The sequence below is a fragment of the Pseudomonas carassii genome, assembly GCF_036324045.1.
Lineage (GTDB): Bacteria > Pseudomonadota > Gammaproteobacteria > Pseudomonadales > Pseudomonadaceae > Aquipseudomonas > Aquipseudomonas peradeniyensis.
In genome coordinates this window covers 198,513-224,354 of record NZ_JAZDCT010000002.1, presented here as the reverse complement: position 1 = coordinate 224,354, position 25,842 = coordinate 198,513, and the positions used below count along the sequence as shown (strand labels likewise).

The following is a 25,842-nucleotide window of genomic DNA, read 5'->3' as shown; positions in this document are numbered from 1 at the left end:
GTGAATAGTCCTGTACACCTTTCGCAAACTCCGCTGCGCGGTCTGCTGGCACGCATCGAGGGCCGGCTGTTCAACCATCGACGACTGGTCCTGGCGCTGCTGGCGTTGTTCACCCTGGGCATGGCCTGGTTCGCCGTGCAGCTACGCATGGAGGCCGGGTTCGAGAAGCAGCTGCCCATCGGCCATGAATACGTGCGCACCTTCGAGCAGTACCGCAAGGACCTGCTGGGGGCCAACCGCCTGACGATCGTGGTCAAGGCCCGCCAGGGCGGCATCTGGACCGAAGCCGGCCTGCGCCGGCTGGCCGATGTCACCCAGGCGGTCACCTTCCTGCCCAATGTGTCGCGCAGCAGCGTGCGGTCGCTGTGGACGCCCAACGCTTTCGTGAGCGAAATCACCGAGGAGGGCTTTCGCGCCGACCCGCTGGTGCCGGGGACGGTGACCCCCGAGCGCCTCGATGCCCAGGCGATCGCCCGCATCGCCGACTCCACCGCCCAGGGCGGCTTCATCGGCACCCTGGTTTCCCGCGACCAGGGCAGCGCGATGGTCACCGCCGAGCTCGACGAGTTCGACGCCCAGGGCCAGCGACTGGACTACGTGGCCTACAACCAGGTTCTGGAACAGCAGGTCCGCCAGCGTTTCGAGGACCAGGATTTCGAGATCCAGATCATTGGCTTCGCCAAGCAGATCGGCGATATCGCCGACGGCGCGGCGGCGGTGCTGGAGTTCTGCCTGCTGGCGCTGCTGCTGACGGCGATCGCGGTGTACTGGTACTGCCATTCGCTGCGCTTCACCTTGCTGGCCCTGGGCTGCTCGCTGACCTCGCTGGTCTGGCAGTTCGGCAGCCTGCGCCTGCTGGGCTATGGCCTCGACCCGCTGGCGGTGCTGGTGCCGTTTCTGGTGTTCGCCATCGGCGTGTCCCATGGCGTGCAGCAGATCAACTACATCGTGCGCGAGATTGCCGACGGGCGCAGCGTCGAACAGGCCGCGCGGGCCAGCTTCAGCGGCCTGCTGGTACCGGGGACACTGGCGCTGGTGACGGCCTTCGTCTCCTTCGTCACGCTGCTGCTGATCCCGATTCCCATGGTCCGCGAACTGGCGATCACCGCGTCCCTGGGCGTGGCCTTCAAGATCGTCACCAACCTGGTGATGCTGCCCCTGGTCGCCTCGATGCTGAAAGTCGATGCACGCTACGCGGTTGCCGAGGAGGCATCACGCCGGCGCCGCGCCCGCTGGCTGCAGGGCCTGGCCCGGCTGGCGCAATGGCGCAACGCACGCTGGGTGCTGGGGCTCGCGCTGCTGGTGTTCGCCACGGCCGCCTGGCAAAGCCGCGACCGTGTGGTCGGCTCGTTGCAGGCCGGAGCGCCGGAATTGCGCGAGGACTCGCGCTTCAACCGCGACGCGGTGGCCATCGCCGGCAACTACGACATCGGCCTGGACTGGCTCAGCGTGGTCTTCGAGATCGACCCGACCCAGGCAGCCGGCAACGCTTGCGAGGATGTCGCCCTCGGCCAGTACCAGGACCGCTTCGTCTGGGCCATGGAGGCGGTACCCGGGGTGCTGTCGGTGGCCGCGTTCTCCACCGCCATGCGCCAGTTCAACGAGGGCTACAACGAAGGCAATCCGAAGATGAGCGCGGTGCCGATCGATCCGGTCAACTACGCCTCGCTGGCCGCCGAGGTGGCACGCACGCCGGGACTGATGCGTTCCGACTGCAGCATGACCGCAGTGCACCTGTACCTGGCCGACCACAAGGCCACCACCTTGCACCAGGTGATCGCGGCGGCCAAGGCGTTCCGTACCAGCTACCCGCAGGCGGGCATCACGGTGCGCCTGGCCTCGGGCAACGCCGGGGTGCTGGCGGCGATCAACGAGGAGGTGGAGCGCAGCGAGACGCCGATGCTGCTCTACGTCTACGCGGCCATCGCCTTGCTGGTGCTGGCGGTCTATCGCGACCTGCGGGCGGTGCTGGTGTGCTGCCTGCCGCTGACCATCGGCACCTTCATCGGCTATGGGTTCATGAAGGAACTGCAGATCGGCCTGACCATTGCCACCTTGCCGGTAATGGTGCTGGCGGTGGGCATCGGCGTCGATTACGCCTTCTACATCTACAACCGCATCCAGCTGCACCTGGCCCACGGCCGAAACATCGAAACTGCCGTGCAGCAGGCGCTGCAGGAGGTGGGCATGGCAACGATCTTCACCGCCATCACCCTGGCGGTGGGCGTGGCTACCTGGGCGTTTTCCGCGCTCAAGTTCCAGGCCGACATGGGCAAGCTGCTGGCCTTCATGTTCATGGTCAACATGGTCATGGCCATGACCGTGCTGCCGGCGTTTGCCGTGTGGCTGGAGCGCATGTTCCCGCGCAAGCGCCCGGTGCGCATGATCGGCGCCCTGGCGCATTGAGGAGATCGAGATGGACTACCTGAAGACATGCCTGGGCGCCGCGCTGCTCGCCTGGCTGCCGCTGTGCCTGGCGCAGGGCGGCACCTTGCAGGCCGAACCCGCCGCCGTGGCCGCCAATGCGCCCCAGGCGATGATGCTTGGGGCGACCCGGGCCCAGGCCCGGCTGGTCGCCGTGGGTGACCACGGCATGGTGCTGCTGTCGGACGACCAGGGCCGCAGCTTTCGCCAGGCCAGCGCGGTGCCGCTGTCCACCGCGCTGACCGGGGTGAGTTTTGTCGATGCCCGGCATGGCTGGGCGGTGGGGCAGTGGGGCGCGATCCTGGCGACGACCGATGGCGGCGAGCACTGGTCGCTGCAGCGCCTGGCCAGCGAACAGGATCGGCCCTTGTTTGCCGTGCACTTTTTCGATGCGCGGCACGGCGTTGCCGTCGGGCTCTGGTCGCTGGTGCTGACCACCGGTGACGGCGGGGCGACCTGGACCGAACAGACGCTGCCGGCGCCGCCAGGGGCAAAGCGCGCCGACCTCAACCTGATCGGGCTGTTCGCCGACGGTCATGGCCGCCTTTATGCCACTGCCGAGCACGGCCAGCTGCTGCGCTCCGACGACCAGGGGCTGACCTGGCGTTACCTGGACTCCGGCTACGAGGGCTCGCTGTGGACCGGTGCGGTGCTGCCCGATGGCCGTCTGCTGGTCGGCGGGCAGCGCGGCACCTTGCTGCGGGGGGCGGCGGATGGCACGGCCTGGCAGCGCATACCGCTGCGCAGTCGCAGTTCGGTGACCGGTATCCAGGTGCGGGGGCAGCAAGTGCTGGTGGTGGGGCTGGATGGTTTGCGGGTCGAAAGCCAGGACGGGGGCGACACATTCGAAGAACAGCGCGGTGCCGATAGTGTGTCGCTGACGACGGCGTTGATCGGCGAGCAGGGTGAACCTGTGTTGTTTTCGCGGCGGGGTGTGGTGCCGCCAGCGCACTGATTTTACGCGATCCCGTGTAGGAGCGGCCTTGCGCCGCGAAAGGGCTGCGCAGCAGCCCCAGGATTTCAGCGTTGAGCAAAGATCGCCGGGGCCGCTTTGCGGCCCTTTCGCGACGCAAGGCCGCTCCTACAGGGGCTCGCGTCAAATTCAAAATATAAACATAACAGTTGTTGTGTTTAATTTTTGCCAGCAGTAAAGTCGATAAAAACAACAACAGAATTGCGGAGGTAGCCATGCAAGTCTCCAAGCGAATCGACCGTCAACCAACACACGGCGAAGGCTTCCGCCTGCTCGGTGGCTGGGTGGAACAACCGGATGACCTGCAGCCGTCCCTGGAAGGCGATATCAGCGCCGACGTGATTGTCATCGGCGCCGGTTTCGCTGGTCTCTCCACCGCGCTGGAGCTGCGGGCCCTGGGGGCGAACGTCGTGGTGCTGGAGCGCGAGTTCGCAGGTTTCGGCGCCAGCGGGCGCAACGCCGGATACCTGGCCGGCAGCATGGGCGTGGAGTTCGAGCTGTTCCACAAGCGCCTGGGACTGGAGCAGGCGCGCAAGGTCGTGGCGTTCTACGACGAGGGCGTCGCCTATGTGGAAAGGCGTCTGGGCGAACTGGCCATTGACTGCGACTACACCCCCTCCGGGATCATCCGCGCCGCCGTGCACCCGTCCCAGGCCGGCAGGCTGCGCAAGAGCATGGAGCTCGGGCTGAAGCTGGGCTCGGTCACGCGCCAGGTCGACGCCGACGAGATGCGTGCACGGGGCATCCCCGCAGCGTTTCTGTTCGGCTGTACCCAGCACGGCGGCACCCTGGACCCGGGCAAGTACGTGCTGGGCCTGCGCCGCGCCGCCTTGCGCAGCGGTGTGAAGCTGTTCGAGCAGACCACGCTGCTGTCGTACAGCGAGGGCACGACCATCACCTGCCGCACCGAGCGCGGCAGCGCCCGTGCGCCCACGTTGGTCTTCGCCACCAACGCCTACACCCCGCAGCTCGGCCTGTTGCGCGACAAGGTGGTGCCGATGCGGGTTTCGGCCCTGGAGACCGTACCATTGTCCGCGGCGCAGCTGGCGTCCCTCGGCTGGCCGAACCGCGAGGGCCTGGTCACGCCGCACTGGACCATGGAGAGCCACCGCCTGACGGCCCGCAACTCGCTGCTGATCACCACCAAGCAGCTGGGCTACGCCTATGGCTCGCGTACCCCCAACGTCCCGGACGCCGCAGCCTATGCCGCCCTGGCCCAAGCGTTGGACGAGCGCTTCCCGACCTTGCGCGGCACGGCCATTCGCGCCTGCTGGAGCGGCTACATCAGCCTGGCCTACGACGCCCTGCCGGTGGTGGGCGAGACCGGTACTCAACGCAACATTCACTACACCGCCGGCTGCTCGGGGCATGGCGTCGGCACCCAGTCGCTGATCGGCCACCTGCTGGCCGAACGGATCGCCGGCATCGAGCACCCTCTGTTGACCGCGCTGCGCCACAAGACGCCGACCACGCTGCCCGAGCCGTTGCAGTGGTGCGCGGTCAAGGCGGCGCTGTGCGGCGCCAACGGGCTTGACCGCCACCTGAACCGCAAGGTTCGCGCCCACGCGACGAACTGACTCGAACACAGTGGTTTGCCGTCAGGCCCTGTGGCCTGGCGTCGACCGCCTGCACCCCACCGATGGAGAAAACATGAAGAGCGATTGCAACGAAGCCGCCCGGCTGACCGCCTGGGCGGCGATCCTGGGCGGGCTGTTCGCCTACCTCAACGTGGCCAGCATGGCCCTGCTCACCGACGCCGACATGGCGGTGACCTTGCGCGGCGCGACGATGCTGACCCTGGCGGACGAACAACGGGAGTTGTTCAGGCTGTCGATGTTCGCCGACATCCTCGGCTTCTACCTGCCGTTGCTGGCGATCGGTGGTTACCTGTGGCGGCGTTTTCGCGAAGAAGCCGGTGCCCTGGGTGACATGGCGGTGCTGGCCATCACCTTGTACGTGGCGCTCGGCGTGATCGGCGCCGGCCTGCAACTGGCGGTACTACACCCGCTGGCGCAGCTTCACGGCGCCGGCGGCGAGGCCGCCAAGGCGGCTGCCGAAACCGCCTGGACCACCATCGCCGTCGGCAGCCAGCGCGGCCTGTGGTGGTGTGAAGGGCCCGTGGTGCTGTTCTGGGGGATGGTCGTCGGCAAGCACCTCAAGCAGGCCGGCTGGGGGCCTTCGATCCGCTGGCCGCTGGCGCTGGTGGGCTGGTGCTTTGGCCTGTTCTTCCTGAGCGGCTTCTTCGCGGCCCTGGAGCCGGTCACCTACCTGTGCCTGGTGCTGGCGGTGGTGGTCTTCCCCTTGTGGATGCTGATGTTCGGCCTGCAGCTGCATCGCCGTGCGACGACCCTGGCGATGGGCGCTCGGGCCTGAGCGATACCTACAAAAACAACATTGTGAGGCTACCTGTATGGCTGAAAAGCCCCCCTCTGCGTCGCCGTTCGAACTGAAACGGCGGCAACTCCTGAAGTTCGCCGGGGCCTCGGCGGCTGTCGGCGGCCTGGGCCTGCATGTCGGGTTGGCGGGCGCCGATGAAAGCACGGACATGGCAGTGCCCGGCAACAACGGCATCCTCGATATCGTCATCATCGGCGCGGGGCTCGCCGGGCTTACGGCCGCCCGCGACTTGCAGCATGCCGGCTGCAATTCCTTCTTGGTCCTGGAGGCGCGGGACCGGGTTGGCGGCCGAACGCTCAACCATGACCTGGGTTCCGGTTTCATCTCGGAAGTCGGCGGTCAGTGGATCGGCCCCGGCCAGACGGCGGTGGCCGACCTGTGCCGCGAGCTGGAAGTCGGCACCTTTCCCACCTTTCACCAAGGCAAGACCGTGATCCTGGGGGGCGAGCAGGGCCGCCTGGCCATCGACCTCAAGGGTACGTTCGGTACCAATGAAGAAATCAGCGCGCGGATCAGTGAACTGTCGCGCGAAGTGCCGTCCGGCGCCCCTTGGACGTCCGCCAGGGCTGCGGAGCTGGACAAGCTCTCGGCGGGCGACTGGCTTTCGCGGCAGGGAATAAAGCCTGAAGATCGCCAAGGCTGGGACACCAGCTTCGCCCTCACCTGTGGGGTGACGCCTTCGAAAATGGGCTTCCTGCATTTCCTGTCCATGGTCAACTCGGCGAACTGCGACTACCACCAGCTCGACTCGATCAAGGACAGCGCCCAGGGCACGCGCCTGGTGGGCGGTTCGCAGATCCTTTCGACTCGCATGGCGCAGCAGTTGGGTGACAAGGTGCGCCTGGAGTGCCCGGTGCGGCGGATATCCGGCTGGAACGGTGAGATCACCACGTTGCACACCGACCACGGGCCGATCCGCGCCCGCCGGGTGATCGTCGCCATCCACCCGGCGCTGTGCAACCAGGTCAGTTTCGATCCGCCGCTGCCCGAGGGGCGTGCGGCCCTGCAACGGGCCTGGCCGGCCCACAGCCCGGCACGCAAGACGGCCATGGTCTACCCAAAGCCGTTCTGGCGGGAAAAGGGCTTGAATGGGCACACCCATGAAGTCAACGGCCCCGTGCTCTGGGCCTGGGACAATTCGCCGCCCGGGGGGGAGATCGGGGTTATCAACGCCTTCGTCCTCAACGCCCAGTTGCCCTCCGGGCACGATGATGCCCAGCGCGCGTTGGCCCGCATCTACGCCAGGTCGCTGGGTGACGAGGCGCTGAACCCGGTGGCCTATTACGACCATGACTGGGGATTGGCCGACCCCTGGAGCCTTACCTGCGTCTCGGCGATCCCGCCGGGGTTCTGGACCACCCACGGCGAATCGCTGCGTCCGCCGTGCGGAAGCCTTATCTGGTCGGGCACCGAAACCGCCGAGATCTGGGCCGGCTACATGGATGGCGCGGTGCGCTCCGGCCACCAGGGCGCGCTGCAGGCGCTCAACGCGTTGCGCAAGGTTTAGGGGAATAGCCATGAAGAAGAAACTACTGCTGCTGTTCTCCCTGTTGATCGTCACTGGGCTTGGCTTTTACGGGCGCGAGTTGGTCGGCCTGTACCAGTTGGTCAGCTATGTCGATTCGGTCACCGAGGCCCACGATGCGAACGGGCCATGGCCCCAGGTGTTCGACGGCTGCAACGGCTGCCATGGCGCCAACGGCAGCTCGCTGCACCAGCGCTACCCGAGCCTGGCGGGACAGCCGGCGGCCTATGTCACGGCCCAGCTGCACAGCTTTGCCAACGGCCAGCGCGTCTACCCGAACATGCAGCCCATGGCGCAGATCCTGAGCGCGGACGAAATCACGTTCCTCGCGGACTATTACGCCCGACAACCCGTCGTGGCCAATCACGGAGTCAAACCCGATCCCGCCTTGCATGCGCGGGGTGAGCAGCTTGCCAAGGGAGGTGCCTGCACGGCCTGCCATGGCGCGCAGCTGATGGGGCAGGGCAACTTCCCGCGCCTGGCCGGGCAGGGGGTCGACTACCTGCAGGCGCAGCTGGACGCCTTCGCCGAAGGGCGGCGGGTGGACCCGAGCGGCGCGATGACCGCCATCGTCGCCAACCTCACGACGCAGGACCGCCAGGCACTGTCCCATTACCTCGCGACACTCGCGCCGCCGGCTAAATGAGCCGGCGCGCTTTCCAACAACAACCAGAGAGACCCTAGTCATGGAATTCAGAGATGTCCTTGCGCTGCTGTCGTGCGTCCTGCTGATCGCCTCGGGCGGCATTTATGGCGTGAAGTTCCTGCGCCGAGGCAACTACCTGCTGGGCCTGGAGTGCCTGATCGTGGCCTTCTCGGCCAGCAACTTCCTGCTCTACCTGCTGACGCAGTGGAAAGTCCCGTACAGCATCTCGTTCTTCTGCGACGCCTTCTCCCGCGGCTTTGGCATCCCCATCGTCGCGGTGCTTGGGCTGATGGCGGTAACCCACGATTACAAGCCTTCGGCGTGGAAGGACGCGCTGATCTTCGCGGTCACCTTCGCGGCGACCTTCGTGCTGATCAAGGCCGACTTCATGGTCGCGCCGTTGCCGTACTTCTACGTGGCCATGTGGGCCGGGTACACGGTGTATGTCGTCTACTTCATCGCCCGCCTGGTGGGCCTGGGCGAGCACGGCCACGCCCTGGGCATGGCGCTGGCCGGGGTGCTGGGGATGGCGGTAGCGGTCATCTACGACTTCTTCCCGATCCCGGGCGACGAAACCAAGGTGGTGTTCCTGACCCTGGCCCTGGCTACCTGGTCGTACATGATGGCGCAGATGTACTACGCCTACTTCGCTTTGGAGCGCGCCAAGACCAGGAGGGCGCTGGCGCGCTGAAGCGGCAACAGAATCGACGCCCTTTGCGCCCTTCGGGGCGCTTTTTTTGCTTCTGGGATCTACGCGTACCGTTGTAGGAGCGGCCTTGTGCCGCGAAAGGGCTGCGTAGCGGCCCCAGGATCTCAGCGTTCATGCCTATATCGCTGGGGCCGCTCTGCGGCCCTTTCGCGGCACAAGGCCGCTCCTACAGAGGGATTGCCATCGTGGGGAGGAAAAAGGGGCGCTGAGCGCCCCTGGGTCAATTGCAAAGGCTCGGCTTCAGGCCGACGCCACCCAGTCGGCGCCGCGCTCGGCAATCATGATCGAGGCCGCGTTGGTGTTGCCGCCGACCAGGGTCGGCATCACCGAGGCATCGATTACCCGCAGGCCTTCGATACCCTGTACGCGCAACTGGTTGTCGACCACCGCCAGCTCATCGCGGCCCATCTTGCAGGTGCCCACGGGGTGGTAGATGGTGTCGGTGCGCCGGCGCAGCAGCTCGATCAGTTGCTCGTCGCTCTCCAGGCCCTTGCTGTACAGGTCTTCCAGCTCATAGCGGGCCATGGGCGACTGGCCGAGGATCTCGCGGGTCATGCGGTAGCCCTTGAGCAAGGTGCGCACATCATCCTCGTGGCTCAGGAAGTTCGGATCGATCCGCGGCGCGGCACTCGGGTCCGCCGAGGCCAGGCCGACACTGCCGACGCTCTTGGGTCGCAGCACGCACACGTGGCAGCTGTAACCATGGCCCCAGTGCAGCTTGCGGTTGTGGTCGTCGACCGTGCCGACCACCGCGTGCAGCTGGATATCGGGGCGCGCCAGGTGAGGATCGGTCTTGAGGAAGCCACCAGCCTCGGCGCCGTTGCTGGACAACAGGCCACGGCGATGGCGCAGGTACTCGACCAGGGACTTGCCCATCTTCACGCTGCCGCCGAGCGACACGCCCAGCAGCGAAGTGTCGCTGCTCCGGTAGCACGCCACCACGTCAGGATGATCCTGCAGGTTGCGGCCGACGCCCGGCAGCTCATGGCGCACGGCGATGCCCTGTGGCCGCAGCTCGGCTTCCGGGCCGATACCGGAGAGCATCAGCAGTTGCGGGCTGCCGAAGGCCCCGGCGGCCAGCAGCACTTCCTTGCGCGCCTTGAACGTCACTCGATGACCCGCCACCAGGGCTTGCACCCCGACAGCCCGCTTGCCTTCGAACAGGATCCGCTCGGCATGGGCCCTGGTCACCACCTTGAGGTTGTCGCGCTGGCGCACGGGCTTTAGAAACGCGGTGGCGGCGCTCCAGCGGCGGCCGTCGCGGATGGTCACATCGTAATAGCCGACGCCTTCCTGGCGCTCGCCATTGAAGTCAGCGTTGTAGGCATGGCCGGCGCGGACCGCCGCCTCGACGAAAGCCTTGGTCGCCGCGTGGCGATGCCCCTGGCCGACGTATAACTCACCGTCGCCGCCGTGATAGTCGCCAGTGCCACGGTGGTGCATCTCGCTCTTGCGAAAGTACGGCAGCACATCGGCGAACGACCAGCCGTCATTACCCAGCGCCTGCCAATCGTTGTAGTCGTCGTGGTGGCCACGAATGTAGACCATGCCATTGATCGAACTGCTGCCACCGAGCACCTTGCCCCGTGGCTGGTAGCCCACGCGCCCGCCGAGGCCGGGCTGGGCGACGGTGTTGAACGCCCAGTTGACATGCCGGGTCGGCAGGATCGCCGCCACGCCTACCGGGGTGTGGATCAACGGCGAGGTATCTTCGGGCCCGGCTTCCAGCAGGCAGACGCGGGTGTTCGGATCGGCGCTCAGGCGGTTGGCAAGCACGCAGCCGGCCGAGCCGGCGCCGACGATCAGGTAGTCGAATTCCATCGTAGTGTTCTCGAAGAGGCTGTAGAGGAGGAGACAGACGGGCCTGGGGCGGGCTCAGCCGCCCCAGGTGGTGTGCTCGATGATGAAGCGCTGGAGGTTGCCGGCCGCCGCGCGGGCCTGGGGCAGGGCGAGGATCAGCTGGAACACGTGGGGCAGGTTGCGCCAGACCTCCAGGCGCACTGGCACGCCGGCGGCCACGGCCTTGTTCGCGGCACGCACCGCGTCGTCCAGCAGCATCTCGCTGCTGCCCACCTGCAGCAGCAATGGCGGCAGGCCTTCGAAACGGCCGAACAGCGGTGATACCGAGGCATCCGCAAACTGCTCGGGGGCTGCATAGAAGCGGCGTATGCCAACGGCGAAGGGCAGGGTGAAGATCGGGTCGTGACGGGCATTGCCCAGGGCGCTGGTGCCACTGAGGGTCAGGTCCAGGAACGGCGAGAGCATTGCTGCACAGGCCGGCAGGGGCTGCTCGGCGTCCCGCAACCGTTGCAACAGGGCCATGGCCAGGTTGCCCCCGGCGGAGTCGCCGACGAGGACGATGTCCTGGGCCCGGACACCCTGTTCGAGCAGCCAGCAATAGGCCTCCAGGCATTGGTCCAGGGCGGCGGGGAAGGGATGTTCCGGTGCCAGCGGATAGTCGACCATCAGCGCCCGGGCCTTCAGCGGGCGACACCAGCTGGCGACCATGGCGGCATAGGCGTCCGGCGTATAGGCGACGAAGGCGCCGCCATGGAGGTACAGCAGCACACGCTCCTGGCGGTGGTGCCTGGGGATCAGCCATTGCGCGGCAACGCCGTTGCACGACACGGCTTGGCGCTGGACATCGCCGGGGATGTCCTTGGCGGCCGGGCGATCGAGCAGGGCGAATTTCCTGCGCAGTTCCTCGATCTCGATGTGCAGGCCGTGGCGCGACTTCACTGTCAGGCGCAGCAGCAGGGTCAGCAGGCGATTACGCCAACGGCCCTGGCGTGGGTCGATCATCTGGCGGGCCGCCTCGACGCGGTCATAGGCCGTCATGGCGCCACCTGCGTTTCGGCGGGCACGCCCGGCCAACGATAGTCGCGCAGCTGTTCACGCAACTGCACCTTGCTGACCTTGCCGGTGGCGGTGTGGGGCAGGGCGTCGAGGAACACCACGTCATCAGGGATGCAGAAGCGCGCCACCTTGCCGGTGTAGCAGGCCAGCAGCTCCTCGCGGCTGGTGCTGTGACCGGGCCGGGCGACCACCACCAGCAACGGACGCTCATCCCACTTCGGGTGGGCGATGCCCAGGGCGGCGGCTTCGGCCACGGCGGGGTGGCCCATGGCGAGGTTCTCCAGCTCGATGGAACTGATCCATTCGCCGCCGGACTTGATCACGTCCTTGGCCCGGTCGGTGATCTGCATGAAGCCATCAGCATCGAGGGTGGCCACGTCGCCGGTGGGGAACCAGCCATCCTGCAGCGGGTTGACGTCGCCGCGATAGTAGCGCTCGAGCACCCAGTGCCCCCTGGCCAGTAGCGCACCAGCGCTGCGTCCGTCTTGGGGCAGGGTGTTGCCCTGGTCGTCGACAGTCTTGAGTTCGATACCGAACGGTGGTCGCCCCTGCTTGGCGGCGAGGGTGAAGCGGGCCTCGTCGTCAAGCGCCTGGTGCGCGGCTTTCGGCGTGTTGGCAGTACCCATCGAGGACAGTTCGGTCATGCCCCAGGCGTGCACGACATGGATACCGAACTCTTCCTCGTAGCTACGCATAAGCGCCGGCGGGCAGGCGGCGCCGCCGACGACCATGCGCTGTATGCTCGGCAGGCTGCGACCGACCTGGCGCATGTGCTGCAGCAGGCTCGACCATACCGTCGGTACGCCTGCGCAGAACGTCACCTGCTCTCGTTCGAACAGCTCATGCAGGCTCTTGCCGTCCAGCGCGGAACCGGGCAACACCAGCTTGGCGCCCACCAGTGTCGACGAGTACGGCAGACCCCACGCGTTGACATGAAACATCGGCACCACCGGCGCGACGACGTCGCGGCAAGACAGCGCCAGGGCGTCCGGCAAGGCACAGCACAGTGCGTGCACCAGGGTCGAACGGTGCGAATACAACACCCCTTTGGGATTGCCGGTGGTTCCGGAGGTGTAGCACAGGGTAGCCGCAGAGCCTTCGTCCAGCGCCGGCCAGGCGAAATCCTCGCGCTGCGTGGCCAGCAGGTCCTCGTAGCACAGCAGGTTGGGAATGCGTCGTGTCGGCAGGTGTGCGCGATCGGTCAGCGCCACCCAGTAGCGGACCCCGGGGCACTCCAGGGCCAGGGCCTCGACCAGCGGGGCAAAGCCCGGGTCGAAGCACACCACGGCATCTTCGGCATCCCTGATGATCCAGGCGACCTGCTCCTGGAACAGGCGTGGATTGACGGTATGCAGCACGGCGCCCATGCCCGAGACCGCGTAATAGAGTTCGAAGTGCCGATGGTCGTTCCACGCCAGGGTGCCCACCCGGTCGCCCGGCCGAACCCCGAGGCGCGCCAGGGCGCCGGCGGCCTGACCGACGCGCTGGTGAGCATCGGCATAGGTGTAGCGGTGCACGGGACCGTCATGGGTGCAGGAAACGATCTCGGTGTCGCCGTGATAGCGGGTCGCGTGCTCGAGCAATGACGGAATGGTCAGCGGCAGCGTCATCATTTGACCTTGCATCGTGTGTCTCGCCTTTGATCTGTGTTGTTGTTCGTCAGCGATTCAGCCGGCGGCTCGCGAAACCTGTGCCTCGGCGCCGCCCTGGCGGGCACGGAGGAACTCCAGGCGGCCATCCTCGACGGCGTCTTCCAGCAGCATCTTGCGGTCGCGGCCGTAGTGCATGGGCACATGCCAGGGATAGGCCTTGCCCTGGCGCGGGAGGAAGTGCTGGTCGCGGGTGAGGTAGCCGGACTTGAGTGTGTTCATGATGCTGGCGTCCAGCGCGTTGCCGTCGCTGTCGCTGGGCGTCACCACATCGAAACCGTGCTGCTCCATGTGCCTGAACAGGCGGCACAGGTACTGCCCGGTGAGGTGCAGTTTCAAGGTCCAGGAGATGTTGGTGTAACCGAAGATCCAGCCCAGGTTGGGCAGGTTTTCCAGCAGCACGCCCTTGTAGGTCAGGTGTTCGCCGAGCTGGTAGGGCACGCCATCCATCGACAGGCTCATCCCGCCCAGTGTCTGCAGGCGCAAGCCAGTGGCGGTGACGATGATGTCGGCACTCAGCACCTGGCCGGACTTCAACAGGATGCCGTTGTGGGTGAAGCGTTCGATAATTCCGGTCTCGACCGAGGCCTTGCCGCTGCGGATAGCTTTGAACAGGTCACCGTCGGGTACCGCGCACAGCCGCTCGTCCCAGGGCATGTAGCTGGGGGTGAAGTGGCGCATGTCGGCCTGCGGGCCAATCTGCCGGCGCACATGGCCGAGAATCACCCGGCGCATCAGCTTTGGCCAGCGCCGGCAGGCCAGGTAAACGGCACGGTACAGCACGATATTGCGCTTGCGTGCCAGCTGGTTGGCCCAGCGCCGGGGCATCAGATGCGACAACACCTGGGTGATCTTGTCGGCCGAGGGAATCGAGTAGATGTACGAGGGCGAGCGCTGCAGCATGGTGATATGCCGGGTGTCGTCGGCCATGGCCGGGATCAGCGTGGCGGCCGTGGCGCCACTGCCGATGACGACCACGCGCTTGCCCTTGTAGTCCAGGTCCTCGGGCCAGTGCTGTGGATGCACGCGCACGCCCTGGAAGTCCTCCTCGCCGGGAAAGCTGGGCAGGAAGCCTTGGTCATGGTTGAAGAACCCGGTGCAGCACAGCAGGAACTTGCAGCTGAAATGACGCACGCCGCCACTGGCCTCGTGCACTGCAGTCAAGTGCCACAGGCGCTGCTGGCTGTTCCAGTTGGCGCTGGTGACCTTGAGGCCGTACTGGACCTTGTCGGCGATCCCGTACTGCTTGGCAGTGTCCTGGATATAGCGGCGGATTGAAGCGCCATCGGCCAGCACTTTCGGGCTGTCCCACAGGCGGAACTGGTAACCGTAACTGAGCATGTCGGAATCGGAGCGGATGCCCGGGTAGCGGAACAGGTCCCAAGTGCCGCCGATACGCTCGCGGCGCTCGAGAATGGCCAGGCTGCGGTGGGGGAAGGCTTCCGTCAGATGGCAGGCAGTGCCGATGCCGGAAAGCCCCGCGCCGATGACCAGGGTGTCGAAATGCAGGTGGCTGGTGGGTTGAGAGTGGCCAAGCCGGGCAGCGGGGACAGGCGCATCGACCGTGTCCGAGGCAGGATGGCTCATGGAGTCTTTCATGCGCTGATCTCCTGAAGCTGTTGTTGTTTTGCTCGACTGTAGATCGTCGGACAATTAAACACAACAGTTGTTATTGTAATATGCGTCCGGTGAATGGCGCGAGGCCGTGCAGGCTTTCGACCAGGCCTCCTTGCCTGACCGGAAAGCCTGGGAAACCTAGCGGCTGGCGGGTGCCTGACTGGCCAGGTAGTGGGCAATGGCCTGCAGGTCATCGTCCGCCAGCGTTGCTGCAATGGCATTCATGCCTTGAGTCGGATCCTGGCGATGGCCTTGGCGGAAGGCTTGCAGTTGGTCGAGCAGGTAGGCCTTGCCCTGACCGGCGATGCGCGGGCCGAGGGCGCCGCCGGCCAGGGTCTCACCATGGCAACTGGCGCAGCCGCGGGCGGCAATCGCCGCTTGTCCACGCCTGGCCAGTGCCTCGTCCGGGTCAGGCATTTCGCTGGTGGTCGCGGGCTGGCTGGCGAAGTACCTCGCCAGCATGTCGATCTGCGCCGCGCTCAGGCTGGCGGCCAGGGGGCCCATCTGGGCGCTGGGGCGCTGCCCGCTGGCAAAGACCTGCAACTGCGCGCTGATGTAGGCGGCCGGCAACCCGGCAAGGGCGGCGTACTGCCCGTCCCGAGGCTGGCCGCCGACGCCATGGCAGACGGTGCAGGCTTCCTGGATCTGCGGCCACGGCCCGACCTTGGCAGCGGACTCGGCATAATGCTGGTCCAGCGCCGTCATGAAGCGGTAGCCGGCCCACAGCTCTGGGCCAAGGGTGATCGCCGCGGTGGCCAGAGCAGCCGCCAGCAGTGCGGAACCGCCCAACAGGAGTCGTTTCATCATGCCGACCTCCGGCTGAGCGCCTGCAGCGCCTCCAGTGCCGCGCGATGGCCGGAGCGCACCGCGCCGTCCATACCGCTGGCCCAGATATCGGCGGTTTCGGTGCCGGACCAGATCAGCCGGCCAACTGCGGGCTTCAGGTAACGTCCCCAGCGCGTGAGAAAGTCCGGCGGGATGGAACCGACGCAGGTGAGGCTCCAGCCATCGACCTTGCCCCAGTCGTGGTCGTGGAACTGGGTGGGATGCAGGCCCTCCCGGCCCAGGGCCTCGGCATAGATGGCCGACAGCGTGTCGCGCGCGCGGTCCGCATCCTGGGGCAACTGCGCGGTGCGCACGAACGCCGCCAGCACGCCGACGCTGCCATCCGGCGGCGAGTTGTCGTAGGACAGAATCAGCGGCCCATCGGCCTGGGAGACTTGGCCATTGAGGCCCTTGTCGCGCCAGTACGGTCGTTCGTACACATGCACGGTCTTGCGCATCGGCGCATGGCAGGGCCAGAGCCGTTGCAATTGGGCGCGGCCTTCGGGCAGCGGCGGGTCGAACTCGATCTGCTGACACAGCCCCGGGTGCAGCGCGGCGATGACCTGGCGCGCACGGAACACACCCTGGTCGGTATGCAGCTCGACGATGTCGCAATCCCAGCCGACGATCCTGCGCACTGGGCAGGCCAGCCGCACCCGCTCGCCCATGGCCTGGGCCATTTGCTGGCTGACCACCTGGGAACCGCCAACGATACGGGTTTCCTGGGCACCGCCCTTGAAGCCCTCGAGCTTTTCCATGCTGCTGTCGGCGGAGTTGACGATGGACAGGTAGTGCAGCAGTGACAGGTTGGCGGGGGGTGTGCCGGTGGTTAGGCCGATGGAGGTGTCGAAGCTGAGCCGTTCCACATTGTCGACGCCTTGCTGCGCCAGCCACTGGCCGACCGAGAGCCGGTCGAGCCGTTCGGCGTCCGCCGCGGTCCAGGGCTCCTTGCTGGGCACGGTGCGGGCCAGCGCGTCGAGTTTGTGCACGATCGGTGAACCGGGATTCTGGCCGCTGCTCAGATCCTGCGCGTAGAGGGCATCCTTCACCTGGTAGACCGTCCTGCCCTGGTAGTAGGTGGGGAAGGTGTCGATGCCAAGCTCGCGCAGCAGGTCGAAGATGGCCGTCTGGTTGGGCCCGATCCATTGGCCGCCGGCCTCGGAGACCACGCCGTTGCCAAGGTCGTGGTTATAGGTACGGCCGCCCACCCGGTCCCGCGCCTCCAGCACCACGAAGGCTTCGCAGCCCGCGCGCTGGAGGTCCCGGGCGGCAGTGAGCCCGGCCAGCCCGGCGCCGATGATCGCCACGTCCAGGACGTTTTCCGGCGCGCCACGCAAGGCCTGCGCCATCACCCGCCCGCTGAGTGCCACACCGCCCATCAGGGTCGCGCCGGCAAGCGCCTGCACCAGCAGGCGCCGCCGTTGCGATGACAACACTTTGTTTTCAGGGTCCATAGTGCCTCGGTCAACGCTGTTGTTTTAATTTAGATAACCGTAGTTATGTAAATTAACCCAGCGTCGTCACGATGCAAAGCGAAGTTTCCGCGCAGCGGTAGAACGGCGATCGGAGGAGGGCGGGAAGAGGTGCGGTGAAGGCACGGGATGGCCCATTGCGGGCCATGCTCGGGAGGAATGCGGGGTTACTTGCGTTTGCCGGCAGGCGGCGAAATCAGGGCCATCAGCGCATCGAGCAGGGCTTGCATGCGCTCGCCGCTGAAGCGCTGCGGCTCGATGGGCCACATCATCATCCAGCCGTCGCTGATGGCGCTGATCTGGTCAGCCAGCAGATCGGCGGCAATGTCGTCGCGGATCCGGCCCTGGCGCTGGCCGTTTTCCAGCACGGTGGTGAACACCTGGCGGAAGCGAGCGTAGCGGTGCCTGATGATCCCGGCGAAGGCCGGCTCGTGCTGGGCATGGTTGAGCAGTTGCAGCCAGGCCAGCCAGCCATACGACTCGTCACTGCTGAACCCTTGCAGCCATTGCTGGATGACCGCACTGATGTCCGCCACTTCATGATGGTTTTCCAGCAAGGCGTCGAACTGATCGAACAGGCTCTGGGCCACGGCGCAGACCATCTCTTCCTTGTTGGCGAAGTAATAGGTCACCGCCCCGGTGGTGCACCCGGCCTGCTGTGCGACCCGGCGCATGGAGGCACCGGCATAGCCCTCCTGGGCGATAACCAGGATTGCCGCCGCCAGCAGTTCGGCCCGTTTCGCGTCGCGGTCACCTATCGGTCGTCCGCGGCGGGCCGCAGGGGTGGCGGGCGAACTGTTCGAGGCATTGGCGGTGCGGATCTGGGAGTCAGGCATGGGCGCTCGTGAAGTTGTCTGGTTCGGTCGGGATCGTCGCTCGGCGTCCCCTGCCGGCGTCAACGGCGCGGCAGAGGCATGTTGCGAAAATACATCATCCTGACCGCTAAGGGCAGGGGCCGGTCAGCTTGCGTCGCACCCCGCCACGGCAACCGCACGGATCTCGACACACAGCCCGGGGAGGGCCAGCTCGGTCACGCCGACGGCAGTCCAGGAAGGGTAGGGTGCGGGGAAGTAGGCGTCCTTGACCAGGGCGAACGTCGCGATCTCGGCCTGCAGCCGAGTATGGTAGGTGGTCAGTTCGACGACGTCCGAGAGCCGGGCCCCGGCATGTTCGAGCACCCGCTCCAGTGCCTGGAAGGCCAACCTTGATTGGGCCTCGATGCCGTCAGCAGGCTGCATGTTGCTGTCTAGGCCCACCTGGCCGGAGACCCAGATCAGGTCACCGACGCGGGTGGCCTGGGCAAAATGAAAGGTGTCGTAGAACACCTGGGTGTGCGGCGGATTGATCGGCTGACGCTTCAGATTATGCGTATTCATGGGCGCTGCCTCTCAGATCAGTTGGCGAAAGGTCGGATGACGAAACGCATCGCCCGCCACCAGGTGCCCGAGTTCCTCGGTGAACAGCACGCCTTGCCGGGGGTAACGCGCAGCGCTTTTTGCCGGCAGTGGACTGAAGGTGGCGTCGTCACCGAAAAAGCGGAACACAAAGGTGCGCCGGCTGGGAAACGCCGCATCCACCGGTGCGCCACCGTGCAGGGAGCCGGGGTGCAGCAGCACCACGTCGCCGGGCTCGGTGGCCCAGGACAGGATGTCGTAGGCCTGCGGGTTACGCCTGCGCTCGGCCTCGATATCCGGCAGGCGGGGCAGGGCACCGTTGCCATGCAGCGGCTGGGTAGGGTCGTCAGGGTCGGCGAAGGTGGTGCCGTCATAACGTGGCCCACGGTGCGAGCCACGGATGATTTCCAGCGCGTTCTGCTTGGGCACCGCGTCGAAGCTCACCCAGGCATTGCCCCAGTGGTTGCCAGCCCAGGGCAGGTAGGAGGTGTCCTGGTGCCACAGCGTGCGCGCGCCATGGCCACCGGCCTTGAGGAACACTTCTTCGGCAAAGTACCAGACCTGGCGCGAGCCCCAGACCCGCGCGAACAGCTCGCCGAAGGGCAGTGATGCCACCAGTGCTTCCAGTTTGTCCTTGGCCTTGGGGTTGGCGTTGTCGACGTGGGATTGCTGGGTGGTGCCGGCGAACATGCGGGTGGCGTGGGGGCCGTGATTGGCCACCGCCCAGTCGAAGGCTTCGCGGCAGCGAGCCAGTTGCTCTGGGGTCAGCAGGCCTTTGACCAGTACCGCACCATCTTGATGAAACGCCTTGCTCAGCGAGTCTTGCATCAGTGTGCTCCTGATGTGGGGTGTGCAGGTCTGGGTTAGGCTAGTGCGTGAATTGATTTAACACAACTATTGTTATTATTAAATTGAGCCGTGTCATGAGGCCCAGCTCAAGGCGATCGAAACAACTCGCCGACTCCGGAAATCAATCCAACTGGCCAGGGATGCAGAGGCCCGATCAGCGTGGTTGCATCCAGCGCGCAGACAATTCCGGCCACCATGCAGGCGACCAGGCCCAGGAGCAGTATTCGACGCATGGCAGGCTCCAGCACCGGGGAGGCCCGGTGTTGATTGGCGTAATGGACGAGTCGGGTTACCTGGACATCCAGTCGATCACCGCCGCGTAGTCTTCGGCGCTGCAATCCATGCACAGTCCGCGGGGCGGCATGGCGTTGAAACCCTCGGTGACATGTTTGACCAATACATGCTTGCCTTGGGCCAGGCGGGGCTTCCAAGCCTGCGGATCACCTTTCTTGGGGGCCGTCGGCAACTGTCCGTTGTGGCACATTTGGCAACTGCGCGCGAATACCGCCTGGGGATCCTGTGCGGCGTGGCCGAGGGGAGCGAGCGTCAGGAGGAGGAATGCCGGGAGGAGTCTTTTCATGGGTTTGGTCTCGGTATTGTTATTATAACGATAGTTATGCTAATTCAGCCGAGATCCGTCTGCAAGAGGGCAGGAGTGCCCTGGGGGAGGTGCGGGCAGGCAGAACCGATAGTGGAGAGCTTGGCGAAGCGTGCCAGTGCAGGCGTACCGAGGGCGGGCTGTTTATATAACTCAACTAAATGAATATTTAGTTGAGTTATAATTATTGGTTATCAATGGTCGGGCAGGGCACACAGACGTGTTGCAGGAGCCTGCCGGTCATGTGAAGTTAGCGCCCAGTTCACATACCCTGAAAAACCGTCAAAGGAATGAGACATCTCCATGCGTGGACTTACCGTAATACCGCTGTTGTTTGCGCCCATGATCGCCTGGGGCGACTGTACGCAGCACCTGCAGACCTGGGCCCAGGACCTGCATCCAACCTTGAAGCTCGCCAGCGAATTTGCGGTGTGCAAGGTCAATCCTGCAGACGCCAGCCAGGTACTGGCAGCCTTGCCGTTGATGGTGAACGTCGATGAGTACGGGCAAGGCGATTACGGCCTGGATGTACTGGTGGCCGATGCTACCAGCGGCAAGGTCATTGCCCACAGTTACCAGGAGGCTGCGATCGTCTCCGACGCGGTGCAGTTTTCAGGCCTGACACTGGACACGGCGCGTTATCAGGTAGCGCCTGGGCTGCGGGCATTTGGCGTGCGCATTCGTCACACAGGCTCGTCGCGGGTCAATCCGTTCAGCAGCGAGACCCTGAGTCTCTATGTGAACGACGGTTCGCAATTGCGCCAGGTCATGGGAGACCTGGTTGTAAGCAAGGGTCACGGCGAATGGGATGGTGCCTGCGCCGGTGAGTTCGGCGAGACAAAGCGGACACTGGCGATTGGCAAGCCTGGCAAGGATGGTTTCAGCAGGTTGCGGGTTACCGAGATCACGACCGGGAGTCGGAGCGTGCTCAAAGGCAAGGATGACTGCCAGGAGATCGAGAGCAGTACGTCGACAAAGACGTTCAATCTGGATTATGACGGTGGTCGGTATGGGGTACCGGAAGAACTGACGTTCCAGTGAGCTGGATTGGCATCAGGGCTTTGAGGGAGGCTGAAAATCGCCTCCCTCTGGGCGTGATGCTCAATACGCATCTACGCATACTCTCGCTCTCTGATCGCGCCGTGCGCGATGCCAAGCTATGTCCTTACGGCGTAATGTTTGGCCACATAAGCCGCTGGAGACGATTTCTCTTCTATCTAGTAGTCGTACCCTAAGCAGCTTTTCAGCTCTTGCAGGCAGTGCCACAGTGGGTGCTTCCGATCGTTACCAATCAGCAGATCCATTTGCGCTGTCGTTGCAATCAGTCTGCCTCTAACGCTGGAAAGGCCTGCGCGTGCTCCTTCGATCACTACGGGCAGGTACACATCGACTCGGCCGTCGAGGAACTCGATAAATTCGCCGTCTTGGCTGACTTGAATCGTCGCTAGCCCTGCCTGTGAGAGCCCGACCAGCTCTTCCGTGACTCCTGGTTTGAACGATAACTCAGCGCCTGTCAGCAGCAATACAGTGATTAAATCGGTGCGTGCGTCATAGCTCGCTGTCACAGCGAGCTTTTCTAGGTCCGGCATGGCTTGGCCTTTTTGGCTGAGGGTGGGGGTGCTGTTATCGGGTGGTCCGCCCAACCACTAGAAGAGCCTGGAAGGCAGTCTCAGCAGCTCTCTCGGCCTCTTTGATTTGGTTGAGAACCGTCATTAAATGCACGTCAATCACTTCTTGTTGTTCTTGATCTGACAGATCACCGAACAGGCCAACGAACTGCTTTAAGCGGTTTACTTCGGAAAAAGCGTTTGCCAGGCTGCTGCTCATAGCTTCGCTAAAGAAGTCAGCCTTATCCAAGAACTGGGATGGAAGCTCAATGGTAATTGCCGATGCCTTTTCGGCGAGTCTCTGTCGGGCAGCTTTGTCTTCACGCAAGGTTCCAAATAGTGGATCGCTGCCTGCTGGGAAGAGATCGCTTCTGAATTTGGAGATTTGAACGTGTGCAGCTCCGACTGGCGTTGTCATGATCTGAGCAAGAAGCCTAGCACTGGCCTTGCGTTCAAGCCTCCGTTGATGCTTGTCGTAAAGCCAAACGCACAGAGCAATGACTGCGGCAGCGGCAGTCGCCACAGCGCTGATTGCATCCCAGTCAATTTTCCAGTCTGTACAAAGCCACATTCCGTTTCTCCGGCGCCGAGAGGAAGCAACAGCGTTGCCAAAGGCCGGCATTCAAGCATGCGGGGGATGAATCGCCAAGCGATGCCTATACGAGCTGGAGCACGGTAATCGAGGGCTGAACCTGACTTGCAATCTGACCACCCACGGGCTGGTTAACTCATACCATGATACGCATAATGTATATTATGTTAAATTGCGTGTTATGAGAGGTGGCCTCTTGAGTCGATCACCTGTGGTTTGCGTCTGCCAGATCACGCTCGAGCTACCGACGCCATCTCGACAACTGCGCAACGCCCCTTCGTGCGTACCTTCTGCACCAGCCGTGCTCTGTTGACGAACACATCGATCTGACAACTGCCTGAGTGCTGCACATCTTCCCAGTATTCCGTGTGCACAAGCTGCCCGTTCTGCGGCCCTGTGTACGTGCCCGCGGCTTCACGCGTGACATAGCTGCTGTCGCGCACATACCTGAGCACCACCAGATCTTCTTCCGGCACCACCATGATCTGCCTTGGCACCCCGAAGAAGTCGATCAGTAACGCACTCTGAATGCTGAGCGGTCGGTGTGGGAGCCGGCTTGCCGGCGATGGGCCGCAAAACGGCCCCGGGTCTAACAGACTGACACCAACCACAGCGGCCACCGCATTCCTACTCAACCCTCAGCCCCACCATCAATCCATGATTCACATCCTGAGCCAGCGCCTTGGCCATGCCACTGAGGTAATGCACCGCCGTCAGCAACGTCGGCAAATGATCCGTCTCCGCCATGGCCAGATCGCTGATCTTGTGCACTGCACACATCAGCACGGTCGCCTGCTCAACCGCATGGTCCACCGAATGGCCCGCCACAACACGGAACAGCGGGTCTTGACCGCCCTCCTCTCCAGCCTCGCCAAAATGCCCGACGCCGGTGGTTGCGAGCTTGCTGATGCGTGGGGTTTGCAATTCCTTATCCATAGCATTCCTCCTGCGGCCCCGCGAACGGCGCGGGGCCTGATCGGTGAACATCAATGAAGGAACCCGGCGCACACGAGGTGCCCCACGTACAGCCGCCATAAGCGACAACGTGCAATCCTTCTATCAGCAACGGCCTGTCTTTGACCCATTTTTAGCTTGCAACCGCTTGAGCTGTAGTGGTTTATGGTTTCGCCGCATCGCCTGTCTGCTCGGTCTTGCGCCCGAACAAGCGCTAAGGCACAGACAAAGCATCGCAAACAGCCACGCCTCTGCAAGGTCCGTAGACCCCGAAGAAGCGTGGCTGACCACTCAACAATTAATGATAGGCATCCCCCGGCTGCACCTTGCCGCGGAACACGTGGTAGCTCCAGAAGGTGTAGGCCAGGATGATCGGGATGATGAACAGCGCCCCGATCAGCGCGAACAGCTGGCTGGTCAGCGGAGCGGCGGCCTGCCACAGGGTCAGACTCGGCGGCACGATGTTCGGCCAGATGCTGATCGCCAGCCCCAGGTAACCAAGGAACACCAGCCCCACCACGGCAATGAACGGTAGGTGCGAGTGGCGCTTGCGCAGGGTCTTCTGGATGACCACCACGGCCACCACCGCCAGCACCGCGATCAGTACCGAGCGCAGCCAGTGACTGGCACCGAACCAGCGCTGGGCGATGTCGTCATGCAGCCAGGCGGTCCAGGCGCAGATCACCACGATCACCAGCGCCAGCAGGTAGGTCAGCGGACGGCTGTAGTGGCGCATGCGCGACTCGAGCATGCCATCGGTCTTGATCAGCAGCCAGGTGCTGCCCAGCAGCGCGTACGTCAGCAGCAGGCCGACGCCGCAGAACAGTGGGAACGGCGCGACCCAGTCCCAGCCGCTGCCGGCGAATTGTCGGTCCACCACCGCGATGCCGCTGATGTAGGTGCCAATGGCCACGCCTTGGAAGAAGGTCGCCAACACCGAGCCGCCGATGAACGCCTTGTCCCACAGGTGACGCTTGTTCGGGTGGGCCTTGAAGCGGAACTCGAAGGCCACGCCGCGGAAGATTAGCCCGGCCAGCACCAGCACCAGCGGCAGGTAGAGGGCCTCAAGGATCACCGAGTAGGCCAGCGGGAAGGCGCCATACAACGCCGCCGCACCCAGCACCGCCCAGGTCTCGTTGCCGTCCCACACCGGTGCCACGGTGTTCATCATTACGTCGCGATCGCTGGAATCACTGATCAGCGGGAAGAGAATCCCCAGCCCAAGATCGAAGCCGTCCATGATCACGTACATCATTAACCCGAAGGCAATGATCACGCCCCAGATGACCGAAATATCGATACCTTGAATTGCCATGTGCCTGCTCCTTCTCAGTCGGCGACGGACAGCGGGCGACGCGCGGTGGCCAGCGATTCCGGTTGGTCGGGGTTCGGCAGTTCCTCGTGCGCAATCGGGCCCTTGCGCACCAGGCGCATCATGTAGCCGATCCCCACGGTGAACACCGAGAAGTAGATGACCACGAAGGTCGCCAGGGTGATGCTCATCTGCACGGTGCTGTGGTTGGAGGCCGCTTCAGTGGTGCGCAGCATGCCGTAGACTACCCAGGGTTGACGGCCCACTTCGGTGGTGAACCAGCCGGCCAGCAGGGCGATCAGCCCCGACGGCCCCATCAGCAGGGCGAACCAGAGGAAGGCACGGTTACGGTATAGCGCTCCGTTGCGACGCAGCACCAGGGCCAGCAGCGCGCAGGCCAGCATCAGCATGCCCAGGCCGGCCATGACCCGGAAGCTCCAGAAGATGATCGTAGAGTTGGGACGGTCCTCCTTGGCGAAGCTCTTGAGTGCCGGGATCTGCTTGTCCAGGCTGTGGGTCAGGATCAGGCTGCCCAGGTACGGTACTTCGAGGCTGTAGCGGGTGGTTTCGGCAGCCATGTCCGGCAGGCCGAACAGCACCAACGGCGTGGCTTCGCCCGGCTTGTTCTCCCAGTGACCCTCGATGGCAGCGATTTTCGCCGGCTGATGCTCCAGGGTGTTCAGTCCATGGGCGTCACCGACCACCACCTGCACCGGCGTTGCCACCAGGATCATCCACATGCCCATCGACAGCATCTTACGGATCTGCGGCGTATTGCTCCCGCGCAGCAGGTGCCAGGCCGCGGAGGCCGAAACGAAGAACGCGGTAGAGAGGAACGCGGCCAGCGCCATGTGCGCCAGGCGGTAAGGGAACGACGGGTTGAAGACAATCTTGAACCAGTCCAGCGGCATCACCCGGCCATCGACGATCTCGATGCCCTGCGGGGTCTGCATCCAGCTGTTCGAGGAGAGAATCCAGAACATTGAGATCAGCGTGCCGATGGCCACCATCACCGTGGCGAAGAAGTGCAGCTTGCGCCCCACCCTGCCCCAGCCGAACAGCATCACCCCGAGGAAGCCCGCTTCGAGGAAGAACGCGGTGAGCACCTCGTAGGTGAGCAACGGCCCAGTCACGCTGCCGGCGAAGTCGGAGAAACGCGCCCAGTTGGTGCCGAACTCGTAGGCCATCACCAGGCCCGAGACCACGCCCATGCCAAAGTTGACGGCGAAGATCTTCGACCAGAATTTGTAGAGGTCCTTGTATACCGAGTAGCCGGTTTTCAGCCAGCAGCCTTCGAGCACGGCCAGGAAGCTGGCCAGGCCGATGGTGATGGCCGGGAAAATGATGTGGAACGAGACCGTGAAGGCGAATTGCAGCCTTGCCAGGTCCAGTGCACCCAGATTCGACATGACGATATCCTTGTGGACAGACAGGTTCCTCCCA

Annotated in this window: 25 protein-coding genes; 8 read left to right on the top strand and 17 right to left on the bottom strand. The window is 64.5% G+C overall.

Features of this window, described 5'->3' with window-relative positions:
• The 7 genes from V0R62_RS02380 (at position 1) to V0R62_RS02350 (ending at position 8,656) form a co-directional block, all read left to right on the top strand.
• A complete protein-coding gene (locus V0R62_RS02380) occupies positions 1 to 2,406 on the top strand; it encodes an efflux RND transporter permease subunit (protein WP_330102566.1) in 2,406 nt (801 codons plus the stop codon).
• A gap of 10 nt (positions 2,407 to 2,416) precedes the next feature.
• The gene (locus V0R62_RS02375; protein ID WP_330102565.1) at positions 2,417 to 3,379 is read left to right on the top strand and encodes a WD40/YVTN/BNR-like repeat-containing protein; all 963 of its coding nucleotides are present in this window, start codon (positions 2,417 to 2,419) and stop codon (positions 3,377 to 3,379) included.
• Positions 3,380 to 3,612: 233 nt separating this feature from the next.
• Positions 3,613 to 4,974 (top strand): NAD(P)/FAD-dependent oxidoreductase, encoded by a 1,362-nt coding sequence (locus tag V0R62_RS02370; protein WP_330102564.1) that lies wholly within the window; start codon positions 3,613 to 3,615, stop codon positions 4,972 to 4,974.
• A gap of 73 nt (positions 4,975 to 5,047) precedes the next feature.
• The gene (locus V0R62_RS02365) at positions 5,048 to 5,770 is read left to right on the top strand and encodes a hypothetical protein (RefSeq protein ID WP_330102563.1); all 723 of its coding nucleotides are present in this window, start codon (positions 5,048 to 5,050) and stop codon (positions 5,768 to 5,770) included.
• Positions 5,771 to 5,807: 37 nt separating this feature from the next.
• Positions 5,808 to 7,301 carry a flavin monoamine oxidase family protein gene (locus V0R62_RS02360; protein WP_330102562.1) on the top strand — a complete coding sequence of 498 codons (1,494 nt, stop codon included), beginning with the start codon at positions 5,808 to 5,810 and terminating at the stop codon, positions 7,299 to 7,301.
• A 10-nt stretch (positions 7,302 to 7,311) separates the two neighbouring features.
• The gene (locus tag V0R62_RS02355) at positions 7,312 to 7,965 is read left to right on the top strand and encodes a c-type cytochrome (protein ID WP_330102561.1); all 654 of its coding nucleotides are present in this window, start codon (positions 7,312 to 7,314) and stop codon (positions 7,963 to 7,965) included.
• Positions 7,966 to 8,005: 40 nt separating this feature from the next.
• Entirely contained in the window at positions 8,006 to 8,656 is a 651-nt protein-coding gene (locus tag V0R62_RS02350) for a hypothetical protein (RefSeq protein ID WP_330102560.1), read from the top strand.
• 258 nt (positions 8,657 to 8,914) lie between these two features.
• Here V0R62_RS02350 and V0R62_RS02345 read toward each other — a convergent pair whose 3' ends face one another.
• The 11 genes from V0R62_RS02345 to V0R62_RS02295 form a co-directional block, all read right to left on the bottom strand.
• Positions 8,915 to 10,495, bottom strand: a complete 1,581-nt coding sequence (locus V0R62_RS02345) for a GMC family oxidoreductase (RefSeq protein ID WP_330102559.1) — start codon at positions 10,493 to 10,495, stop codon at positions 8,915 to 8,917.
• A 54-nt stretch (positions 10,496 to 10,549) separates the two neighbouring features.
• Positions 10,550 to 11,512: an alpha/beta hydrolase gene (locus tag V0R62_RS02340; RefSeq protein WP_330102558.1), complete on the bottom strand. Its 963-nt coding sequence runs from the start codon at positions 11,510 to 11,512 to the stop codon at positions 10,550 to 10,552.
• Positions 11,509 to 13,155, bottom strand: a complete 1,647-nt coding sequence (locus V0R62_RS02335; RefSeq protein WP_330102557.1) for a 3-(methylthio)propionyl-CoA ligase — start codon at positions 13,153 to 13,155, stop codon at positions 11,509 to 11,511. The genes V0R62_RS02340 and V0R62_RS02335 overlap by 4 nt, the downstream gene beginning before the upstream one ends.
• Positions 13,156 to 13,197: 42 nt before the next feature.
• Positions 13,198 to 14,778, bottom strand: coding sequence for a flavin-containing monooxygenase (locus V0R62_RS02330; RefSeq protein ID WP_330102556.1), 1,581 nt, complete (start codon positions 14,776 to 14,778; stop codon positions 13,198 to 13,200).
• 156 nt (positions 14,779 to 14,934) lie between these two features.
• Positions 14,935 to 15,603, bottom strand: a complete 669-nt coding sequence (locus V0R62_RS02325; protein WP_330102555.1) for a c-type cytochrome — start codon at positions 15,601 to 15,603, stop codon at positions 14,935 to 14,937.
• Positions 15,600 to 17,075 carry a flavin monoamine oxidase family protein gene (locus tag V0R62_RS02320; RefSeq protein ID WP_330102554.1) on the bottom strand — a complete coding sequence of 492 codons (1,476 nt, stop codon included), beginning with the start codon at positions 17,073 to 17,075 and terminating at the stop codon, positions 15,600 to 15,602. Before V0R62_RS02320 ends, V0R62_RS02325 begins: the two co-directional genes overlap by 4 nt.
• A 185-nt stretch (positions 17,076 to 17,260) precedes the next feature.
• A complete protein-coding gene (locus V0R62_RS02315) occupies positions 17,261 to 17,929 on the bottom strand; it encodes a TetR/AcrR family transcriptional regulator (protein WP_330102553.1) in 669 nt (222 codons plus the stop codon).
• A 123-nt stretch (positions 17,930 to 18,052) separates the two neighbouring features.
• Positions 18,053 to 18,469, bottom strand: coding sequence for a RidA family protein (locus V0R62_RS02310; RefSeq protein WP_330102552.1), 417 nt, complete (start codon positions 18,467 to 18,469; stop codon positions 18,053 to 18,055).
• A 12-nt stretch (positions 18,470 to 18,481) separates the two neighbouring features.
• On the bottom strand, positions 18,482 to 19,315 hold the full coding sequence (locus V0R62_RS02305; protein ID WP_330102551.1) for a phytanoyl-CoA dioxygenase family protein: 834 nt from the start codon (positions 19,313 to 19,315) through the stop codon (positions 18,482 to 18,484).
• A gap of 107 nt (positions 19,316 to 19,422) precedes the next feature.
• Entirely contained in the window at positions 19,423 to 19,569 is a 147-nt protein-coding gene (locus V0R62_RS02300) for a hypothetical protein (protein ID WP_330102550.1), read from the bottom strand.
• Positions 19,570 to 19,625: 56 nt separating this feature from the next.
• Complete coding sequence (locus tag V0R62_RS02295; protein WP_330102549.1) at positions 19,626 to 19,916, bottom strand: c-type cytochrome; 291 nt, start codon at positions 19,914 to 19,916, stop codon at positions 19,626 to 19,628.
• A 321-nt stretch (positions 19,917 to 20,237) separates the two neighbouring features.
• Here V0R62_RS02295 and V0R62_RS02290 point away from each other — a divergent pair, with 321 nt between their 5' ends.
• The gene (locus V0R62_RS02290; RefSeq protein WP_330102548.1) at positions 20,238 to 20,975 is read left to right on the top strand and encodes a PA3715 family protein; all 738 of its coding nucleotides are present in this window, start codon (positions 20,238 to 20,240) and stop codon (positions 20,973 to 20,975) included.
• Between the two features lie 176 nt (positions 20,976 to 21,151).
• Here V0R62_RS02290 and V0R62_RS02285 read toward each other — a convergent pair whose 3' ends face one another.
• The 6 genes from V0R62_RS02285 to V0R62_RS02260 all read right to left on the bottom strand — a co-directional run bounded on the left by V0R62_RS02285 (position 21,152) and on the right by V0R62_RS02260 (position 25,808).
• Positions 21,152 to 21,523, bottom strand: a complete 372-nt coding sequence (locus V0R62_RS02285) for a hypothetical protein (RefSeq protein WP_330102547.1) — start codon at positions 21,521 to 21,523, stop codon at positions 21,152 to 21,154.
• A gap of 34 nt (positions 21,524 to 21,557) precedes the next feature.
• Positions 21,558 to 22,112 carry a hypothetical protein gene (locus V0R62_RS02280; protein WP_330102546.1) on the bottom strand — a complete coding sequence of 185 codons (555 nt, stop codon included), beginning with the start codon at positions 22,110 to 22,112 and terminating at the stop codon, positions 21,558 to 21,560.
• Between the two features lie 251 nt (positions 22,113 to 22,363).
• A complete protein-coding gene (locus V0R62_RS02275; protein WP_330102545.1) occupies positions 22,364 to 22,615 on the bottom strand; it encodes a hypothetical protein in 252 nt (83 codons plus the stop codon).
• 145 nt (positions 22,616 to 22,760) lie between these two features.
• Entirely contained in the window at positions 22,761 to 23,069 is a 309-nt protein-coding gene (locus V0R62_RS02270; RefSeq protein WP_330102544.1) for a DUF3077 domain-containing protein, read from the bottom strand.
• Between the two features lie 316 nt (positions 23,070 to 23,385).
• The gene (gene cydB / locus V0R62_RS02265; RefSeq protein WP_330102543.1) at positions 23,386 to 24,402 is read right to left on the bottom strand and encodes a cytochrome d ubiquinol oxidase subunit II; all 1,017 of its coding nucleotides are present in this window, start codon (positions 24,400 to 24,402) and stop codon (positions 23,386 to 23,388) included.
• Between the two features lie 14 nt (positions 24,403 to 24,416).
• A complete protein-coding gene (locus V0R62_RS02260) occupies positions 24,417 to 25,808 on the bottom strand; it encodes a cytochrome ubiquinol oxidase subunit I (protein ID WP_330102542.1) in 1,392 nt (463 codons plus the stop codon).
• Positions 25,809 to 25,842 lie beyond the last annotated feature (34 nt).

Coding starts and splice junctions, on each gene's coding strand:
- V0R62_RS02340 (WP_330102558.1), bottom strand. CDS start 11,512: ATGACGGCCTATGACCGCGTCGAGGCGGCCCGCCAGATGATCGACCCA.
- V0R62_RS02375 (WP_330102565.1), top strand. CDS start 2,417: ATGGACTACCTGAAGACATGCCTGGGCGCCGCGCTGCTCGCCTGGCTG.
- V0R62_RS02350 (WP_330102560.1), top strand. CDS start 8,006: ATGGAATTCAGAGATGTCCTTGCGCTGCTGTCGTGCGTCCTGCTGATC.
- V0R62_RS02355 (WP_330102561.1), top strand. CDS start 7,312: ATGAAGAAGAAACTACTGCTGCTGTTCTCCCTGTTGATCGTCACTGGG.
- V0R62_RS02360 (WP_330102562.1), top strand. CDS start 5,808: ATGGCTGAAAAGCCCCCCTCTGCGTCGCCGTTCGAACTGAAACGGCGG.
- V0R62_RS02320 (WP_330102554.1), bottom strand. CDS start 17,075: ATGGACCCTGAAAACAAAGTGTTGTCATCGCAACGGCGGCGCCTGCTG.
- V0R62_RS02330 (WP_330102556.1), bottom strand. CDS start 14,778: ATGAAAGACTCCATGAGCCATCCTGCCTCGGACACGGTCGATGCGCCT.
- V0R62_RS02275 (WP_330102545.1), bottom strand. CDS start 22,615: ATGGTGGTGCCGGAAGAAGATCTGGTGGTGCTCAGGTATGTGCGCGAC.
- V0R62_RS02315 (WP_330102553.1), bottom strand. CDS start 17,929: ATGCCTGACTCCCAGATCCGCACCGCCAATGCCTCGAACAGTTCGCCC.
- V0R62_RS02335 (WP_330102557.1), bottom strand. CDS start 13,155: ATGCAAGGTCAAATGATGACGCTGCCGCTGACCATTCCGTCATTGCTC.
- V0R62_RS02365 (WP_330102563.1), top strand. CDS start 5,048: ATGAAGAGCGATTGCAACGAAGCCGCCCGGCTGACCGCCTGGGCGGCG.
- V0R62_RS02285 (WP_330102547.1), bottom strand. CDS start 21,523: ATGCCGGACCTAGAAAAGCTCGCTGTGACAGCGAGCTATGACGCACGC.
- cydB (WP_330102543.1), bottom strand. CDS start 24,402: ATGGCAATTCAAGGTATCGATATTTCGGTCATCTGGGGCGTGATCATT.
- V0R62_RS02345 (WP_330102559.1), bottom strand. CDS start 10,495: ATGGAATTCGACTACCTGATCGTCGGCGCCGGCTCGGCCGGCTGCGTG.
- V0R62_RS02270 (WP_330102544.1), bottom strand. CDS start 23,069: ATGGATAAGGAATTGCAAACCCCACGCATCAGCAAGCTCGCAACCACC.
- V0R62_RS02310 (WP_330102552.1), bottom strand. CDS start 18,469: ATGAATACGCATAATCTGAAGCGTCAGCCGATCAATCCGCCGCACACC.
- V0R62_RS02295 (WP_330102549.1), bottom strand. CDS start 19,916: ATGAAAAGACTCCTCCCGGCATTCCTCCTCCTGACGCTCGCTCCCCTC.
- V0R62_RS02325 (WP_330102555.1), bottom strand. CDS start 15,603: ATGATGAAACGACTCCTGTTGGGCGGTTCCGCACTGCTGGCGGCTGCT.
- V0R62_RS02260 (WP_330102542.1), bottom strand. CDS start 25,808: ATGTCGAATCTGGGTGCACTGGACCTGGCAAGGCTGCAATTCGCCTTC.
- V0R62_RS02370 (WP_330102564.1), top strand. CDS start 3,613: ATGCAAGTCTCCAAGCGAATCGACCGTCAACCAACACACGGCGAAGGC.
- V0R62_RS02300 (WP_330102550.1), bottom strand. CDS start 19,569: ATGCGTCGAATACTGCTCCTGGGCCTGGTCGCCTGCATGGTGGCCGGA.
- V0R62_RS02280 (WP_330102546.1), bottom strand. CDS start 22,112: ATGTGGCTTTGTACAGACTGGAAAATTGACTGGGATGCAATCAGCGCT.
- V0R62_RS02290 (WP_330102548.1), top strand. CDS start 20,238: ATGCGTGGACTTACCGTAATACCGCTGTTGTTTGCGCCCATGATCGCC.
- V0R62_RS02305 (WP_330102551.1), bottom strand. CDS start 19,315: ATGCAAGACTCGCTGAGCAAGGCGTTTCATCAAGATGGTGCGGTACTG.